At 70.9% G+C, this 16809-nt stretch carries 16 protein-coding genes, 1 tRNA gene and 1 pseudogene; 14 read left to right on the top strand and 4 right to left on the bottom strand.

The features are described from left to right. Positions 1-53: 53 nt before the first annotated feature. The 5 genes from coaE (at position 54) to AB0D14_RS02380 (ending at position 3620) form a co-directional block, all read left to right on the top strand. Positions 54-662: a dephospho-CoA kinase gene (coaE, locus tag AB0D14_RS02400; protein WP_362773487.1), complete on the top strand. Its 609-nt coding sequence runs from the start codon at positions 54-56 to the stop codon at positions 660-662. A gap of 49 nt (positions 663-711) precedes the next feature. After that, positions 712-1092, top strand: coding sequence for a tetratricopeptide repeat protein (locus AB0D14_RS02395; protein WP_055513466.1), 381 nt, complete (start codon positions 712-714; stop codon positions 1090-1092). 117 nt (positions 1093-1209) lie between these two features. Then, positions 1210-2151 (top strand): acyltransferase domain-containing protein, encoded by a 942-nt coding sequence (locus AB0D14_RS02390; RefSeq protein WP_362773904.1) that lies wholly within the window; start codon positions 1210-1212, stop codon positions 2149-2151. A gap of 106 nt (positions 2152-2257) precedes the next feature. After that, on the top strand, positions 2258-2941 hold the full coding sequence (locus tag AB0D14_RS02385) for a class I SAM-dependent methyltransferase (protein ID WP_362773484.1): 684 nt from the start codon (positions 2258-2260) through the stop codon (positions 2939-2941). A gap of 226 nt (positions 2942-3167) precedes the next feature. Beyond that, complete coding sequence (locus AB0D14_RS02380) at positions 3168-3620, top strand: DoxX family protein (RefSeq protein ID WP_362773481.1); 453 nt, start codon at positions 3168-3170, stop codon at positions 3618-3620. Positions 3621-3728: 108 nt separating this feature from the next. On the opposite strand, the gene AB0D14_RS02375 is transcribed toward AB0D14_RS02380, so the two are convergent. Then, positions 3729-4274 (bottom strand): RNA-binding S4 domain-containing protein, encoded by a 546-nt coding sequence (locus tag AB0D14_RS02375; protein WP_362773478.1) that lies wholly within the window; start codon positions 4272-4274, stop codon positions 3729-3731. A 112-nt stretch (positions 4275-4386) separates the two neighbouring features. Here AB0D14_RS02375 and AB0D14_RS02370 point away from each other — a divergent pair, with 112 nt between their 5' ends. Continuing rightward, entirely contained in the window at positions 4387-5100 is a 714-nt protein-coding gene (locus tag AB0D14_RS02370) for a uracil-DNA glycosylase (protein ID WP_362773475.1), read from the top strand. Between the two features lie 95 nt (positions 5101-5195). Here the strand turns inward: AB0D14_RS02370 and AB0D14_RS02365 are convergent, their stop codons facing one another. Both AB0D14_RS02365 and AB0D14_RS02360 read right to left on the bottom strand, forming a co-directional pair. Then, entirely contained in the window at positions 5196-5603 is a 408-nt protein-coding gene (locus AB0D14_RS02365; RefSeq protein ID WP_362773473.1) for a (2Fe-2S) ferredoxin domain-containing protein, read from the bottom strand. Then, positions 5600-6301, bottom strand: coding sequence for a GntR family transcriptional regulator (locus AB0D14_RS02360; protein ID WP_362773470.1), 702 nt, complete (start codon positions 6299-6301; stop codon positions 5600-5602). The genes AB0D14_RS02365 and AB0D14_RS02360 overlap by 4 nt, the downstream gene beginning before the upstream one ends. A 274-nt stretch (positions 6302-6575) precedes the next feature. On the opposite strand from AB0D14_RS02360, the gene AB0D14_RS02355 reads away from it, so the two are divergent. The 3 genes from AB0D14_RS02355 (at position 6576) to AB0D14_RS02345 (ending at position 10055) form a co-directional block, all read left to right on the top strand. Beyond that, the gene (locus AB0D14_RS02355) at positions 6576-8132 is read left to right on the top strand and encodes an NCS1 family nucleobase:cation symporter-1 (RefSeq protein ID WP_362773467.1); all 1557 of its coding nucleotides are present in this window, start codon (positions 6576-6578) and stop codon (positions 8130-8132) included. Positions 8133-8134: 2 nt separating this feature from the next. Next, positions 8135-8851 (top strand): aspartate/glutamate racemase family protein, encoded by a 717-nt coding sequence (locus AB0D14_RS02350; protein ID WP_362773464.1) that lies wholly within the window; start codon positions 8135-8137, stop codon positions 8849-8851. A gap of 142 nt (positions 8852-8993) precedes the next feature. Further along, entirely contained in the window at positions 8994-10055 is a 1062-nt protein-coding gene (locus AB0D14_RS02345; protein ID WP_362773461.1) for a glycoside hydrolase family 6 protein, read from the top strand. Between the two features lie 25 nt (positions 10056-10080). On the opposite strand, the gene AB0D14_RS02340 is transcribed toward AB0D14_RS02345, so the two are convergent. Continuing rightward, positions 10081-10719, bottom strand: a complete 639-nt coding sequence (locus AB0D14_RS02340; protein ID WP_362773458.1) for a gamma carbonic anhydrase family protein — start codon at positions 10717-10719, stop codon at positions 10081-10083. A 243-nt stretch (positions 10720-10962) separates the two neighbouring features. On the opposite strand from AB0D14_RS02340, the gene AB0D14_RS02335 reads away from it, so the two are divergent. The 5 genes and pseudogenes from AB0D14_RS02335 to AB0D14_RS02315 form a co-directional block, all read left to right on the top strand. Continuing rightward, entirely contained in the window at positions 10963-12192 is a 1230-nt protein-coding gene (locus tag AB0D14_RS02335) for a peptidoglycan recognition family protein (RefSeq protein WP_362773455.1), read from the top strand. 261 nt (positions 12193-12453) lie between these two features. After that, a complete protein-coding gene (locus AB0D14_RS02330; RefSeq protein ID WP_362773452.1) occupies positions 12454-13185 on the top strand; it encodes a hypothetical protein in 732 nt (243 codons plus the stop codon). A gap of 16 nt (positions 13186-13201) precedes the next feature. Next, positions 13202-13308 (top strand) — tRNA-OTHER (locus AB0D14_RS02325). Between the two features lie 617 nt (positions 13309-13925). Next, on the top strand, positions 13926-15881 hold the full coding sequence (locus tag AB0D14_RS02320; RefSeq protein ID WP_362773450.1) for an FUSC family protein: 1956 nt from the start codon (positions 13926-13928) through the stop codon (positions 15879-15881). A 38-nt stretch (positions 15882-15919) separates the two neighbouring features. Then, positions 15920-16783: pseudogene (locus AB0D14_RS02315) on the top strand (amidohydrolase family protein); the annotation flags it as partial. Positions 16784-16809: the final 26 nt, after the last annotated feature.

Raw genomic sequence — 16809 nt, 5'->3', positions numbered from 1 at the left:
TTCCCCGCGCCCCTGCAAGGGCGTTTTTGCGGCAGCCCCCTAAGCTGCTGGGCATGCTTAAAGTGGGACTGACCGGCGGGATCGGCGCAGGCAAGAGCGAGGTGTCGCGGCTGCTCGTGGAGCACGGTGCCGTACTGATCGACGCCGACAGGATCGCGCGGGAGGTCGTCGCACCGGGAACTCCCGGGCTGACGGCGGTCGTCGAGGCCTTCGGCGAGGACGTGCTCGCCGCGGACGGCACCCTCGACCGGCCGAAGCTCGGCAGACTCGTCTTCGCGGACGCGGACCGGCTCGCCGTGCTGAACTCGATCGTGCACCCCTTGGTGGGCGCCCGCTCGCGCGAGCTGGAAGAGGCCGCCTCGACGGACTCCGTGGTGGTGCACGATGTGCCCCTGCTCGCGGAGAACGGCCTGGCGAGACTGTACGACCTCGTGATCGTGGTCGACGTGAGCCCGGAGACCCAGCTCGACCGGCTCGTGAGGCTGCGCGGCATGACCGAGGTGGACGCGCGCGCCCGTATGGCGGCGCAGGCGACCCGGGAGAAGCGCCGGGAGATCGCGGACGTCGTCATCGACAACGACGTGCCACTGGAAGCGCTGCGGCAGTGTGTACGGGAGGTGTGGGCGGACCTGGTGCGGCGGGCTCGGGCGACCCCGGAATAGTGGGCGCCTCGGAGGCGTTGACGCCGGCCAGTGAGGGAAGGATTCTGCCGTGCCCGAGACCAGCGGATTCGCCGGACGTACTCCGGAGACGCATGTCATCGACTTCCGAGCCGCCGAGCAGTTGCTCGCCGCGCGGGATCCCCGGGGCGCGGTGAAACTGCTCGACAACGTCATCGCCGCGTATCCGGAGAACACGGCGGCACGACTGCTGCGGGCGCGGGCCTTCTTCGCCGCGGCGCAGCTGCGGCCCGCCGAGCTGGAGTTCACCATCGTGCTGGAGCGCGAGCCGGACAACGCCTTCGCGCACTTCGCGCTCGCCCGCACCTATGAGCGCTCCGGACAGCCCGGCCAGGCCATGCGCCACTTCCGGCTGGCCGCGGCGCTGGACCCGCAGCCGGAGTACCTGGCTGCAGCGCGGTTCGACTCCTGAGCCCAGCTCCGCTTCGGGTACGTACTCTTCGTGGTGCGGGTTCACCTGGGGGCGGACGAATGGGGAGCGGCTGTGCTGGTGGAGGAGCTGCGGGCGGACGTGAAGCTCGCCGGATGGCTGAGGGACCTGGAGAGCGAGGGCGAACCCTGCACGGAAGCGGCTCTTCCTGACGCGATCGCGCTGCCGGACGTACTGCTCGACCTGGCCGTGCCGCACGAGTGCGTCAACGAACTGGTCGCCCTGCGCGCCCGGCTGACGGCGGACCCGGAGGCGATGACGCTGCTCGGGCGGTGCGTCGACCGGTTTGTACGTGACCTGGGGGAGATCGGCAAGGGCTGGGAGCCGCCGGTGTTCCCGGCGGCCACCGGGGCGCTGGGCCGCACCTTCCATGTGTTCGTCTTCATCGCCGCGCTGCCGTATGTGCGCGCCTACCACCGGCAGCGGGACATCCCGGCGGACGTGTCCCGGCGCACCCTCGCCGACCTGGGCCGGCATCTGGCCGTGCAGCGGCGGCGGACCGGCACGACCGGGCTGCTCGTGCCGTGGTGGATCGCCCTGCCCTTCCACGGGGAGCTTTACCAGCTGGGGCGGTTGCAGTTCCAGCGCGCGCGGCTGGGCGGGCACACCGGGCGGGCGGCCGCGGACGCGGGACTCGGCACAGGCCCCGGTGAACTCTGTCTGAGCCTGCACATCGCCGACTTCCGGGGGCCCCTGTCACCCGAGGCCTGTGACCGGTCGCTGGACCTGGCACGGGAGTTCTTCGCACGCCACTACCCGGACGAGCACTACGAAGCGGCGGTCTGCCACTCCTGGCTGCTCGACCCGCAGTTGAAGCGCTATCTGCCCGCCGAGTCCAACATCGTGCGCTTCCAGGAGCGGTTTCAGGTCGCCCACGAGGAGACGAAGGCGGACGACAAGGCCCCCGTCGGATTCGTCTTCGGCGACCCCGAGCTGCCCGTGGCGGACCTCCCCCGGCGGACCAGGGCCGAGCGGGCGGTGGGGGACCATCTGCGGGCGGGCGGTCACTGGTACGGCGGGCAGGGATGGTTCGCACTGTAGTCGGCCGTCAGTTCCCTGGCCGGATCACGCTCACTCGAACGGGTGAGGTTCGAGGGGCGGGAACGAGGCGGCGGACACGGGCCGTTCGGCTGGTATGACGATCGAGATGCGCGAGGGATACGAAGGCTCCGGACCCGGTGCCATCACGCCGGACGGTTGCGCGGTGGAGCTCTACTCGCGGCTGCCCGTCTACGACGAGCCGGACATCATCGCCTCGGCCGTACAGGCGGGGGCGACCATTCTCGAACTGGGCTGCGGCGTGGGCCGTATCACCCATTCGCTCCTGGACCGGGCCTTCACGGTGACGGCCGTGGACGAGTCCGCCGAGATGCTGGAGCGGGTGCGCGGGGCGCGCACGATACGCAGCTCCATCGAGACGCTGGACCTGAAGGAGAGGTTCGACGTGGTGATGCTCGCGTCGTTCCTCGTGCACGCCGGCGACGTCGAGGTTCGGCGCGGCATGCTGAACGTGTGCCGGAGCCATGTCGCGGACGGCGGCTGTGTGCTGATCCAGCGCGAGGGCGAGAACTACCACAGCGAACTGCCGCGCGAGCGGGTCGATCCGAGCGGGTTCACGATTCGGATGCTGTCCGCGGAGCCGGCCGGGGAAGGAGTCAACTCGGTACGGGCGGAGTACGAGTTCCCGGACGCCGTATGGACGCAGACGTTCCTCGCCCGGCCGCTCAGCAAGGAGCAGTTCGAGGAGGCGCTGGGGGAGGCGGGATTGAGGGTCGACACGTATCTGACGGAGGACCGGGTCTGGGTGCGGGCGGTGCCTGTGGAGGCGTGACGTCTGCGGCCGGCCGGGCGTGGGGACGAGTCGGAGTGCGGCGGGTGCGGCAGCTGCGACGGCTGCGGTGGGCGCGATGGTTTTCGGTGTCGTGACCATCGTGGTCGTCGTGACCATCGTGGTTGTCATTCTGGTCCTCGTGGAGCGATGAGTTTTGGATGAAGGGCCGGTCTCCCTCTGTGACAGCAACGCGAGCCGCTTCACACAGGATCCGCAGGAGGACCCCATGTCCGAGACCACCGTTCCCGCCGCCTCCGCCCCGTCCGGCACCGTCGTCGCCGAGTCCGCGACCGCTCGTGGCCGCCGCGCCCGCCTCGCCCTGAAGGGGCTGCAGGTGCTGCTCGCGCTCTTCTACGTGATCGCGAGTGCGGTGCCCAAGCTCATCGCGCACTCATCGGCGGTCGAGTCGTTCGACAAGATCGGCTGGGGCAGCGCGGGGATGTACACCATCGGACTCCTCGAACTGGCCGGCGGTATAGCGCTGGTGATCCCCGTACTGGCCTCGGTGGCAGCAGTGTCGCTGAGCGCGCTGATGGTGGGTGCGTTCATCACACAGGTCACCGTGTTCGACGGGGAGTACGCGGCGACCCCGCTCATCCTGATCGTGCCGCTCGCACTGATCGCCTGGGCACGACGGGGGCAGACAGCCGAGCTGCTCAGGCTTGTTCGCCGCCGCTGAGGACGCGCCGAGCACGCGGTGAGCAGGGAGTGGTACGCAGCGTGCAGCTCGCACGGCGTCCGGCGGGGCGGTCCAGGCCCCGGCCGGACGCCGTTCCGTGCGTCGTCCCTACGGAGCTTTCGGGCCGCCGCCGGGTGAGCCGAGACTCCGCAGGCGCTCCAGGTCGCGACGGTCGCGCTTGGTGGGGCGGCCCGCGCCTCGGTCGCGGGTACCCGCGGGGGCGACGGCCTCGCGGGGCGGGGGCGGCGGGCTGTTGTCGACATAGCACTCGGCGGCGACCGGGGGCCCGACCCGCTTGCGGATCACGCGCTTCACGACGACGACCCGTTCCCGGTCGGCGTGGCGCAGGCGGACCTCGTCACCGACGCGGACGGCGTACGCGGGCTTGACCCGCTCGCCGTTCACCCGGACGTGGCCGCCGCGGCAGGCGGTGGCGCCCATGGGACGGGTCTTCACGAGGCGGACGGCCCAGAGCCAGCTGTCGACACGCACGGTCTCGCCGCTCGCGGGCGCGGCCGCCTTCGCGACGGCCGCGGCGTGGGCGTCGCTCGGGGCGCCGCCGCCGACGTGGACGTCGGTGGAGCCGTCCGTGAGCGGCCCATCGTCCTCAAGCGCCGTCTCGTTGTCCGCGTTCCTCTGAGTCCCTGAAGCCATGGTCCGACCTTAGTCCTCGGCGGGTGTGGGGCCGGAGTCGTTTTCCGTCGCGAGGGGACGGGCTCGCGGCAGGACTCCCGGCAGTGCTTCCGGCCGGGCATACCGTGGGGGCATGGAGCAGGAGCGCAGCCTGGCAGAGCTGGACCAGCGGATCGCCGGATGCCGGGCCTGCCCGCGGCTGGTCGAGTGGCGGGAGGAGGTGGCCCGGACGAAGCGGGCCGCCTTCGCGGACTGGACGTACTGGGGCCGCCCGGTGCCGGGCTTCGGGCCCCCGGACGCCTCGCTGCTGGTGGTCGGGCTCGCTCCCGCGGCGCACGGCGGCAACCGTACCGGCCGGATGTTCACGGGGGACCGGTCCGGGGACGTGCTGTACGCGGCGCTGCACGACGTGGGCCTCGCCTCGCAGCCCACGTCCGAGAGAGCTGACGACGGGCTGGCCCTGTACGGCGTCCGCGTCACCTCGCCCGTGCACTGTGCTCCGCCCGCCAACAAACCGACGCCCGAGGAACGGAACACCTGCCGCCCCTGGCTGGTGAGCGAACTGCGACTGCTCGGGCCCACCATCCGCGCGGTCGTCGTGCTCGGTGGCTTCGGTTGGCAGGCCGCGCTGCCCGCGTTCGCCGAGGCGGGGTGGAAGCTTCCCCGGCCCCGGCCGGCCTTCGCGCACGGAGCGCGGGTCGCGCTGGAGGGGCCGGACCGGCCGCTGGAGCTGTTCGGGTGCTTCCACGTCAGCCAGCGCAACACCTTCACCGGCCGGCTGACCCCGGAGATGCTGCGGGACGTGCTGAGCACGGCGGCGCGGGCAGCGGGGCTGCCGACCGTTTAAGAGGCGCGGGGAACTGCGCGATCAGTCACGGGCGGCCCGCGGGTGCGAAACCGCCCTCCCGCGGATCGGCTGGTGGCGCCACTGGCGGCAACCCCCTAACGGCGCGCCCGGTCCCGTTCGCCCGCCGACTGTACGAACTGCAGCTCAAGGGTTGCCGGGGGAGCGGCGACACCGGGCCCGCCGGCCTCCGCCCAGCGCAGTATCTCGTCGGTGCAGTCATCGCCCATGGACCAGCCGATCCAGACGGCCCGGCCGCCCCGCTTCCGCCCTTCGCCCGACGGCTGTACGACGATGATGTTGGCCTGGTCGCACGGCCCGAGGCAGTCCGCCGTACGGACCGCGAGGCGGCCGCCGGAGGCGTCGGCGGCGGCGCGCAGCCGCTCCAGTTGCCAGTCGTGGTCGTAGCCGGGGTACTTGCGCGCGTCGCCGCAGCAGCAGCCGCGGCAGACGACGAGCGTGCAGGGCCGGGTCCTCGCGGCACCGATCGCCGTACGGACAGTCACGCTTCTCCTTCGAAATCGGCACCGGTATCGGTGCCCGTGTCGATGCCGGCGCCCGTGTCGCCGAACAGGTGGCGCACGGTCGAGCGGTAGTTGGCCTGGACGTGGGCCAGGGCGTGGGCGCGGGCCCGCTCCCGGTCGCCGGAGGCGATGGCCGTGTACAACTCGCGGTGTTCGGTGAGGAGCTGGGGCCACTCCTCGTTCTGGCGGGTGAGCCAGCGCAGCCGGCCGTCGACCGGCTCCATCACGGAGATCAGCAGGCTGTTCCCGGCCATCACCAGAATCCGGTCGTGGAAGCGGGTGTTGATGTCGGTGATCGCCTCCGCGTCGTCGGTGTCGGTCGCGTCTGCCGCGCGGTCGAGGAGTTCTTCGAGTTCGGCCAGGTCGGCGCGGGTGGCGCGCTGAGCGGCCAGCCCGGTGGCGTACACCTCAAGGGCTTCGCGGAGTTCGAAGAGTTCCGCGACGTCCGCGGGGGTCAGCCGGCGTACGACCGTACGGCGTGGGGTCTCGAAGAGGACGAAGCCCTCGGTGACCAGGGCCCGGATCGCCTCGCGGACCGGCACCCGGGAGACCCCGAACCGCTCGGCCAGCTCGCGCTCGACCAACCGGTCGCCGGGCAGAAGCCGCCCGGCGATGATCTCCTGCCGCAGCGAGCCGAGCACCCGTTCGCGCACCGCCCCCAGCGGTTCCACCGTCTTCATGCGTCCATCCTCGCCGACCCAGGGACTGTTTTACCGAGCTGTAACCGCACGGACATGGCCAGATGTCGCCAAGGGCGGGACTATGACCACGGTTTGGTATACCAAAATACGCGGCTACCCCTGTTCTCGCGTGCTCGCGTGCTCCTGCACTCCAACCGTCCTTCTGCCCTCCAGCCGTCCCTCGCCCAGGCCATGCCCCGCACCTGCCCCCGCATCCGCAACCCGCCCCCCTGCTTCGCCCCCGCCATGCCCCGCTCACGCTCATGGAGGCCCCGTGTCCCTCGCCGATCCCGCCGCGGCCACCGGCGCACCAGCGTTCGTCCCCCATCCCCGGCTCACCAACGAAGACCTCGCGCCCGCGGGCAAGCGCAACTGGAAGGTCTTCGACCTCTTCGCCATGTGGATGTCCGACGTCCACAACCTCGGCAACTACACGTTCGCGGCCGGACTGCTGGTACTCGGCATGAACGTCTGGCAGATCTTCACGTCCCTGCTCGTCGGCTTCGTGCTCATCTACGTCGGCATGAACTGGATGGGAAAGATCGGGCAGAGCCACGGCGTGCCCTTTCCGGTCATCAGCCGCATCAGTTTCGGTGTCTGGGGTGCCAACATCCCGGCCCTGATCAGGGCCGTCATCGCCATCATGTGGTACGGCATACAGACGTATCTGGCCTCCGTCGCCGTCAACATCATGCTGCTCGCGGCCTGGCCCGGCCTGGAGTCCTGGACGCACAGCTCGTTCCTCGGCCTCGACGCGCTCGGCTGGGTGTCCTTCGTCTCGTTGTGGCTGGTCCAAGCGCTGATCATCAGCCAGGGCATGGAATCCGTACGGAAGTTCCAGGACTTCTGCGGCCCGGCGATCTGGCTCGTGATGATCGTCCTCGCCGTCTGGATCCTCGCGAAGGCCGACTGGACCATCTCGCTCACCTCGACCCCGAACCCGGTCTCCGTGGGTGAGCAGTGGCGGCAGTGGTTCGGCGCGATCGGGCTGATCCTCGCCACGTACGGCACGCTGATGCTCAACTTCTGCGACTTCTCGCGCTTCGCGCCCAGCTACCGGACCGTCAAGCGTGGCAACTTCTGGGGCCTGCCGATCAACTCGACCGCCTTCGTGATCGTGTCGGTCATCGTCACGGCCGGTTCCATCGAGGTGTTCGGCAAGGCCATCACCGACCCCGCCCACCTCGTCGCGGAGATCGGCAACAAGTGGGTGCTGATCCTGGGTGCGCTGACCTTCGCCATCGCCACGATGGGTGTCAACATCGTCGCCAACTTCGTCTCGCCCGCGTACGACCTGGCCAACGTCTGGCCGCAGAAGATCACCTTCAGGATCGGCGGGATGATCAGCACGGTCGCCGCGCTGGTCGTGACCCCGTGGAACCTCTTCTCCAACCCCACCGTCGTCAACTACTTCCTCGGTGGTCTCGGCGCCTTCCTCGGCCCGCTCTTCGGCGTGATCATGCTCGACTACTTCTGGGTCAAGCACGGCCGCATCGACGTCGACGCGCTGTTCGACGCCGAGCCCGGATCGCGTTACTACTACCGCAAGGGAGTCAACCCCAAGGCCCTGTGGGCGTTCCTGCCCGCGGCGGCGGTCTCGGCGGTCCTCGCGCTGGTGAAGACCTTCAGTGACGTGGCCCCGTACTCCTGGTTCATCGGGACGGCACTGGCCGCCGGACTGTACGCGCTGCTGTGCCGCTCCGAGCGCGCCGCCACCATGACCGCCGATGCCGATGCCGATGCCGATACCGAACCGTCTCCGGCTTCCGCGTCGCAGGCCCCGTCTCCAGCCCTGTCCCCAGCGCCGGCTTCTGCTCCCCAGGAGGGCTGAGCGTGCGGATCGTCGTCACCAACTGCAACACGACGCAGGGGATGACCGAGGAGATCGTGCGAGGTGCCCGGGCCGCGGCAGGCCCGGGCACCACCGTGCTCGGACTCACCCCCGCGTGGGGTCCCGAGTCCGCGGAGGGCTGGCTCGACAGCTATCTGTCGGCAGCCGCCGTCCTCGACACCCTGCGGACGTACGAGGGCCCGTACGACGCCGTCGTCATGGCCGGTTTCGGGGAGCATGGACGCGAGGGCGTACGGGAACTCGTGGACGTACCCGTCGTCGACATCACCGAGGCGGCCGCCCATCTCGCGTGCCTGCTCGGACGGCGGTACGGGGTCGTCACCACGTTGGAGCGCTCGGCCGGGCAGATCGAGGACAGCTTGTACACGGCGGGGGTCGCCCGGAACTGCGCCGTAGTGGTGGGTACGGGGCTCGGTGTTCTCGACCTCGGCGACCCGGAGCGTACGGAAGCGGCCTTCGTCGCCGCGGCCGAACGGGCCAGGGACGCCGGTGCCGAGGTCCTGGTGCTCGGGTGCGCCGGTATGACCGGTCTGCAGCGGGCCGTGGGGGAGAAACTGGGGCTGCCGGTCGTCGACGGAGTGGGGGCGGCGGTGAAGCTCGCCGAGTCACTCGTGTCGCTGGGGCTCACGACGAGCCGCGCGGGCGGTTACGCGAAGCCGCTGCCGAAGCGGCGAACCTGGGCGCCGCCGTCGGAGTGATTCCGGGGGCCTCGGATGCGGCGGGCACGGCGGGGGATCGCGGGTGAACCAGACTCCGGGAGAGAGTCGCCGGCGCGTGGGCCGGCGCCTCGCGGACGAGTCGCCGCCGTTGCCGCCGGCGGTGGCGGGAACGGAGCCGGTCGTGACCACAACTGTCGGTGTCCGTGTCCGTGTCCGTGCCGGGGTCCGTGCCCGCGCCGGGGTCTGTGCCTGTGTCTGGGTCCGTGCCCGTGTCCGGGCGTTCGCCGTCGTGCTCCTCGCACTGGGCGCGGCCGCCGGCGCCGTCCTCGGCGTCGCCTCCGATGACGCCGGATCGGCAGTTCCTGAGGTCGTCTTCTGGGTCGATCCCGAGTCCAGCGCCGCCCAGCAGGCAGCCGAATGGCGTCGTACGGGACGGTCCGCCGACGCCCTGCTGATGGACCGGATCGCCACCCGTGCCCAGGCCGAGTGGCTGGCCGGCCCCGGGCCGCGAGCCGTCGTGGAGGCCCGCACCACCGCCGCCGCACGGGAAGGACGGACGGCGGTACTCGTCGCCTACTACATTCCGCACCGCGACTGCGGCTCCCACTCGGGCGGCGGAGCCCGGAGCGCGGCGCGATACCGGGAGTGGGTCGACGAGTTCGCGGCGGGGCTCGGGGACCGCAGCGCGTATGTGATCGTCGAACCGGACGCCGTGGCCCAGACGGTGGCGGGCTGCGACCGGGTCGTGCCGGAGGAGCGGTACGAGCTGCTGGCGTACGCCGTGGACCGGTTCAAGCGGCAGGCGAACACACGCGTCTATCTCGACGGGGGCAACTCCGCCTGGCACCTGGACATGTCACGGCTGGTCGAGCCGTTGAAGGAGTCGGGCATCGTCCGCGCCGACGGCTTCGCCCTGAACGTCTCCAACTTCCAGACGGACGCAGTCAGCTCGGCGTACGGCAGCAAACTGTCCGCGACCCTCGGCGACAAGCCCTTCGTGATCGACAGCAGCCGCAACGGCAACGGCCCTTACACCGGTACGGACTCCTGGTGCAACCCCCCGGGCCGGGCCCTGGGCGTGGCGCCGACCACCGTCACGGGTGCGCCGCTCATCGACGCCTACCTGTGGGTCAAGCGCCCGGGCGAGTCGGACGGCACCTGCCGGGGCGGGCCGAGCGCCGGACAGTGGTGGCCGTCGTACGCGCTTGAGCTCGCGAGTAATGCCCGCAATGCCCGCAAGTGAGATGAACCGAGGCACTGAGGGGGTTTCAGCCGGTCGAGGGACCGTGGCCGTCGGTTTCGGTCTGGCCGTCTTCGACGAGGCGGTCGTCGAGGTGGGCGCCGAAGTAGTGGGCCTGCCGGGCCATGATGTCCCGCATGGAGGTGCCGCGGGGGACGCCGTAGACCGTGCCCGGGAAATCCAGTTCTCGCTGTACCTTCCACAGTTCGTCGTGCTGGTCGGGTGAGAAGAGCCGTGCCTGCGGGGTGCCGGCCGCGATCCATCCGATGGGTACGACCGTGCCGGGCGGCAGGACCGAGTTCGCGTGCAGCACGCTGTTGATCCGCAGTTCCGAACCGGCGCCCACGAGGGATCCGGGGAAGGCGGAGGCTCCGGTGGCCACGAAGACCTCGTCCTCGACGCGGGCACCGTTGACGTGCGCGTGCGGGCCGATGAGTACGGCGTTCCCGATGATCGCGGGGTGCCGCAGCCGGCCCCGGACGAGGGCGTTCTCCATGACGACGACGTCCGCTCCGGTCCATACTTCCCCGTCCTCCGCGGTGAGTACGGCGCCGTGCAGGACACGGGCGCGCTCACCGAGGGTGACAGCGCCGCACAGGACGGCCGACGGCGCGACGTAGGCGGAGGCCGGAACGACGGGCCGCTGCCCGCGGTGCTCGATCAACATGGAACGACTCTAGGCCGGGCCGGGCCGGAGCCGGACCCTGAGCCGGCCTTGGCGTTGGTGTCGGTGTCGGCATCGGGTTCAGGGGGCGGCGGGAGAGCGCATCCGAGGGTTTTATCGACGGACGCGAACGGCGCCGGTGCGTCGCAGCCCTGTGGCCCCTCGCGTCTTCAAGCATGGATGCAGCATGCATGCCGTACGCCCCCGCAGCGTCAGGAAACGACCAGAAAGACCGAAGGAACCCCCATGACTGTTCCCCCCACCGACTCCTCCACCTCTGCCACCCCCACCACTTCCTCCCCCTCCTCCACTCCTCCCCTCTCTCATGATGCCCGGTCACATGTCACGCGGCGGGGGCTGATCGGTGCCGCGGGCGCGGTCGCGGCGGGTGCTGTGCTCACTTCCGTCGCGATGGCGAACACCACCTCGGAGGCAGAGGCAGAGGCAGAAGCAGAAACGGAAGCAGAAAGGCAGGCGGCCGGGGCGGACACCACCGACTCCGATCCCGGCACGACCACCGAGACGTTCCCCAGGACCCGCACCAAGGCGGCCACGGGCGAGGGACCCGTCGAGGCGGACTTTCCCATCGGCTATGTGGGCGTGCGCTGGAGCGGCGCGCGTGAGGCCACCGGCGGCGGCATCCGGCTGACCGGGGCCGACGGCGACAAGGGCGCCTGGCAGTCCCTGGGTGACGCCGGCTGTTCGGACAGCAACGGCGGCGCCCTGCTCATCCCCGTGGACCGGGCCTCGGGTTATGAGCTGAAGGCCCCGGACGGCGCCACTGATCTACGGTCGCTGGCCATCGACACCACCGAGGGCCCGGCGCGCGAGGTCACCGTGCCGCAGGACACCACACGGGTGCGCGGCGTCCCCTATCTGACGCGCGCGGCCTGGGGCGCGGACGAGAAACTCCGCTTCAGGTCGGACGGCACGGAGAACTCGCCGCAGACGTACTACCCGTTCCAGACCCTCACGATCCACCACACCGCCACGGCCAACGGCGACGCGGACCCGGCCGCCACGGTGCGCGCGCTGTACCACGTGCACGCGGTCACCAATGACTGGGGCGACATCGGCTACCACTTCCTCATCGACGAGAAGGGAAAGATCTACGAGGGCCGTTACTCGGGGGAGACCGCCACCCCGGCCCACGACGAGAACGGCAAACTCGTGACCGCGTTCCATGTGCTCAGCTACAACGCGGGCAACCTCGGCATCGCGCTCATCGGCAACCTGGCGAAACAGGGCCCGACCGACGCCGCCCGTGAGGCCCTCGTCAGCCTGGCCCGATCCCTGGTCCGCACGCACGGGGTCGACCCGGAGGCCAAGGTCACGTACACCAGCCCGACCAACGGCAAGAAGAAGGAGGTGTACGAGATCAGCGGGCACCGCGACTGGATGGCGACGGAATGCCCGGGTGGAGTGATGCACAAAGAGCTGGCGGCTCTGCGGAAGGCCGTGGCGAGCGGGAGCTGATTCCGGGGCCGCCGAAGCGCTGTCCGCCGACAACCGGGCCCGGGAGGCGTGGTCGTGCGAAACGACGTACGCCGCACTGGGCCCGGTCGGTGGAAAGAGTGCGGCAACCCGCTCCGTACCTCGTACCGCGTTCGGTGGCCCTCGCAGCCCGGGCGGCAGACGTGACGCGTTCTTCGAAAGCGGCGCGGCTCGGAGCGACCGGCACCATGTCTGCGAATAACCCTTCGATAAGCGCCGGTTAACACTGCTACCGTCACCGACGTGGCGAAACTCAATCAGATCATCGCAGTGGAGAAGGGCGTCAAGTCCAAGTCCCATCAGGACCTGACGTCCGCTCATCACGGGCTGCAGAAGCCCGCCCTGCTGGCCGGGATCTCGCGTAGCTATCAGCCCAAGGACGAGGAGGGCGAGCAGTTGCCGCCCGAGTCGACCCGGGTGCAGGTGCAGGCCGAGAACGTGCTGCGGGACACCGCGGCCACGCTGACCCGGCTGTTCGACGTGACCGCCACCAAGGACTGGGCCAACTGCTCGGCCCGCGCGGATGTGAAGGTCGACGGGCGGGTGCTCGTGGCCGACGTGCCCGTGTCCTATCTGCTCTTCCTTGAGAAGCAGCTCACCGACCTCAACACCTTTGTGCGGAAGCTGCCCGTGCTCGACGCCTCCGAGTCGTGGGTCCAGGACCCGTCGACCGACGCGTGGAAGACCGAGCCGGTGCGGACGCTTCGTACGAAGAAGGTCCCCCGGAACCACGTCAAGGCCGAGGCAACCGAGAAGCACCCCGCCCAGGTCGAGGTGTACTACGAGGACATTCCCGTCGGGTACTGGACGACCGTGAAGTTCTCCGGGGCCCTTCCCGCGCGGCGGGTCAACGAGCTGCTCGACCGTGTCGAGAAGCTGCAGCAGGCCGTCAAGTTCGCCCGGGAAGAGGCGAATGGCGCGGAGGTCACCGACGAGCGCGTCGGGGACGCCGTGTTCGGCTACCTGTTCGGGTAGCCTCACTATCTCCCCGGCCATCACTCACTTGGCGGCCGGGGTGCGCGAGGAGCGCAAGCTGAACCTGAAGCTTGTCGTGACTGCGCGGTTCCAGTGGAGGTTCGAGTCCTCCTCGCGGCACCAGCCCGGCACCCGTACGACCTGTGCACCTCGCGCAGGAGCACAGGGTGCCTTCGCGCCGCGGTAGCCCAACTGGCAGAGGCAGACCGTGCTCAATCTCAGACTATTGCTCCAGACTCAGCATTCGCCGCCGATCGCCGGATCGACCGGACCCAGGCTCCGGGCGTCGAAATGCCGGTTCAAGTCCGGCCCGCACAGCTCGATGTGCGGTGGTCCAAAGGCAGGACGCGGCGACATGAAACTGACCTGGGTTCTCAAGCGTGCCGGCGTGCCGCATGGGTGGCATCACAGGGCTCGGGGGCCGGCTACGCCCCCGGGCCCGCTCCCGTTTTCGTTCCGCTCCCGTTTTCGTTCCGGTTCCGGTTCCGGTCCCCGTTCCCGTTCCCGTTCCTGTTCCCGGTTCCAGCGTGCTCCCGCCCCAGCGTGCTTGCGCTTGCGATTGCGTTCATAAAGAACCCGGCTTTCCCTGGAATCGTCACATCGTGGAAACGCCCGTGCCCGGTTTTCCCGCCGACCGCGATCTATCGTAGAAAACCAAGGACCGTACACACCGCCCGGCCGACGTCGCCCGAAGGCATGCCACCCGCAACCGCCCTCGTCCCGACAGGAGCCCCGTGCCCGTGCCGCGACCGTTCCGCACTGTCCTCCCGCTCTGGCTCACGCACGCGCTGCGGGCGCAAAGAGGGCCGGTGCCGTGGAACGCCGTGCTGCGTGGGGTTCTCGCCGCCGGGCCCTTGCTGGCCGTGGCCGTGCTCGTGGGACGGGAGTCCCTCGGTGTCATGGCCGCCCTCGGTGCCATGTTCGCCGGGATCAACGACCGGCCGGGGAGCCGGCGCGTGGCCGTGCACCGGATCGGAGTGCCCGGTCTCGCGGGGGCTGCGGGCCTCGTCGTCGGCACGTATGCCGGGGAGGGGTTCGGGGCGGTTCCGCTGACCCTGGTACTCACCGCGCTGGGGCTGCTCGCCGGGGCCGTCAGCGCGGTGGGGCCCGTGGCGTCCGGGGCCGGAACCCAGCTGCTCGTCGCCGCGGCCATCGGGGCCGGGATGCCGTTGCCCGAGCCCGGGTGGCAGCGGGCCCTGTTCTTCCTCGCCGGCGCCGGCTGGCTGATCGTGCTGCGGCTCGCGCTGCCCACCCCCGGAGCGATGGCCAGCGACTTTCGCTTCGACGGGGAGCGGGCGGGGGTCGCCGGCGTGTACGACGCGATCGCCGAGCTGCTCGCCGCTGTGGGCGGTGAGCAGGCCGGCAGCCGGCGGGCCGCCCTGACCGCCGCACTCGATCACGCCCAGGACACGCTCGCGGGGCCGCGGCTGCGGCGGTACGCCAGTTCCGCGGCCGAGCGGCGGCTGCGGGCGCAGTACGCCGCCGCGCTGCCGCTCGCCGAGGCCGCGACCGCGCTGGCCTGGGCCGGGGAAGCCCTGCCCGCCCGCACGGGGGAGGGGCCGCGGCGTCTCGCCGTCGCCGTGCGGACCGGGGAGCCCTGCGGGCCGCTGCCCGCGCCCGCCCGGACCGTCCCCGGACTGCGGGCCCTCGACGACGCGCTGCTGCACGCCGCCGAAGCCTTCGACCGCGGTGGCCCGGGCCCCCAGAGGGCCGCCGGCAGCCACCCGCTCGGGCGCGGCGCCGAACAGACCGCGCGCAAGGGCCTGCATCTGCGGCCCCTGCGCGTCAGTGCGCTCCTGCGCACCGTCACGGGCACCGGAGGACGCGAATACGGCTTCCGCGTCGCCCTTTGCTACGGCGCGAGCGTCGCCGTCGCGCAGGCACTGCACCACGTGCACTGGTACTGGCTTCCCGCGACCGCCGTGTTCCTCGTGAAGCCCGACCTCGGTCCGCTCGTCTCGCGCGTCCTGAACCGGGCGGCCGGTACCGTCCTCGGCGCCCTCGTCTTCGCGGGGTTCGCGGCCGTGCTGCCCCGACCCGAGGGGCTCATCGCGCTCGTGGCGATCAGCGGAGCTCTCATCCCCGTCGCCACCCGGCACTTCGCCGCGCAGACGGCCACCGTCACCGTCCTCGTGCTCGCCCTCGTCATGGTCGGCGGTGAGCCGGAGGCCTCCTGGGGCCGTATCGGCGAGACGCTGCTGGCCTGCGCGATCGTGCTGGTCGTCGGGCACCTTCCGGCGCCGGGGCAGCGCGGCGGGAACGTACGGGCCCGGCTGGCCGCCGCCACCGACGCCGCGCACGCCTATCTCACGCACGTCCTGAGCGGCGCCGACGGCGGCGGTGCGCACGGTGGCGGCGCCGACCTGGCCGCCCGCTGGGCGCTGCGCCGCGAGGCCTACCGGACGCTGGCCGAGGCCCGCGCCGCGATCGACCGTTCCTCCGCCGAACTGCCCACCCTGGCCCGCCACACGGAAGGCACCGACGACGTCGCGGCCACCCTCGAACGCCTCGTGGACACCACCACCGCCTACGCCGTGCACCTCGACGACACGGGACGGCTCACCCCGCGGCACACCGAGCGACTCGCCACCCTCCTCGACGAACTGGTGGACCGCCGGGAGCGCGCCGGGCTCGCGGCCTCCCCGGCCAGGCCCTCTCCAGCGGGCCCCTCCCAGGCCGGGCCGCGCGGCGCCTGAGGAATGCCGAGAACGCGCGAACGCGCGAACGCCGAGGGAGGGGAAGTGAGCAGTCGCTCGACTTCGCCCTGCGGCACCGCCGAGGGCCGCATCACCACCTCGCTCGCTCCGCACGCGCCGTACACCGTGGGCGACGCCGACCTCGCCGCAACCGCCCGGCTGGCCCGTGAACACGGACTGCTCGTGCACATCCACGCCTCCGCGAACCGCGCTCAGACAGACGCCAACCTCGCCCGCCACGGCCGTACACCGATCGAGATCCTGGCCGGCGCCGGCCTCCTCGACACCGACCTGCTCATCGCGCACGCCACCGGCATCGTGGAGCGCGACCTGCCCGTCCTCGCCCGCGCGACCGGTCGGATCGCCGTGGCCAGCGCGCCCCGCGGCTACCTCAAGTTCGCCTGGCGCCCACCACCACTCCGGTACGGGCCCTGCGCGAACTCGGCATTCCCGTGGGGCTCGCCACGAACGGGGCCGCCTCCAACAACTCCCTGGACGTATGGGAGTCCATGGCGCTCACCACGCTGGTACAGAAGTTCACCGAGGCCGACCCAGGCTGGCTGACGTCCCGTCAGGCACTGCATCACGCGACACTGCAGAGTGCCCGTGCGGTCGGGCTCGGTGAACGGATCGGCAGCCTCGCACCGGGACGCAGGGCCGACATCATCCTGGTCGACCTGACAGGACCGCACACCCAGCCCGTGCACGATCTCGCGGCCACTCTCGTGCACAGCGCCCGCTCCAGTGACGTACGCACGACGATCGTCGACGGACGGATCCTCATGCGCGACCGCGAACTCCTGACCCTCGATGTCCCAGCAGTCGTACGGGAGATCAACGCGCGCATGCCCGCACTGATCGACCGGAGCCACGGCAAGCGGATCCAGGACTACGACACCTGAGACGCTGGACGACACCGTGCCCGAAA

Source organism: Streptomyces sp. NPDC048484 (assembly GCF_040651415.1).
Lineage (GTDB): Bacteria > Actinomycetota > Actinomycetes > Streptomycetales > Streptomycetaceae > Streptomyces.
This window is presented reverse-complemented; position numbering and strand designations above follow the sequence as displayed.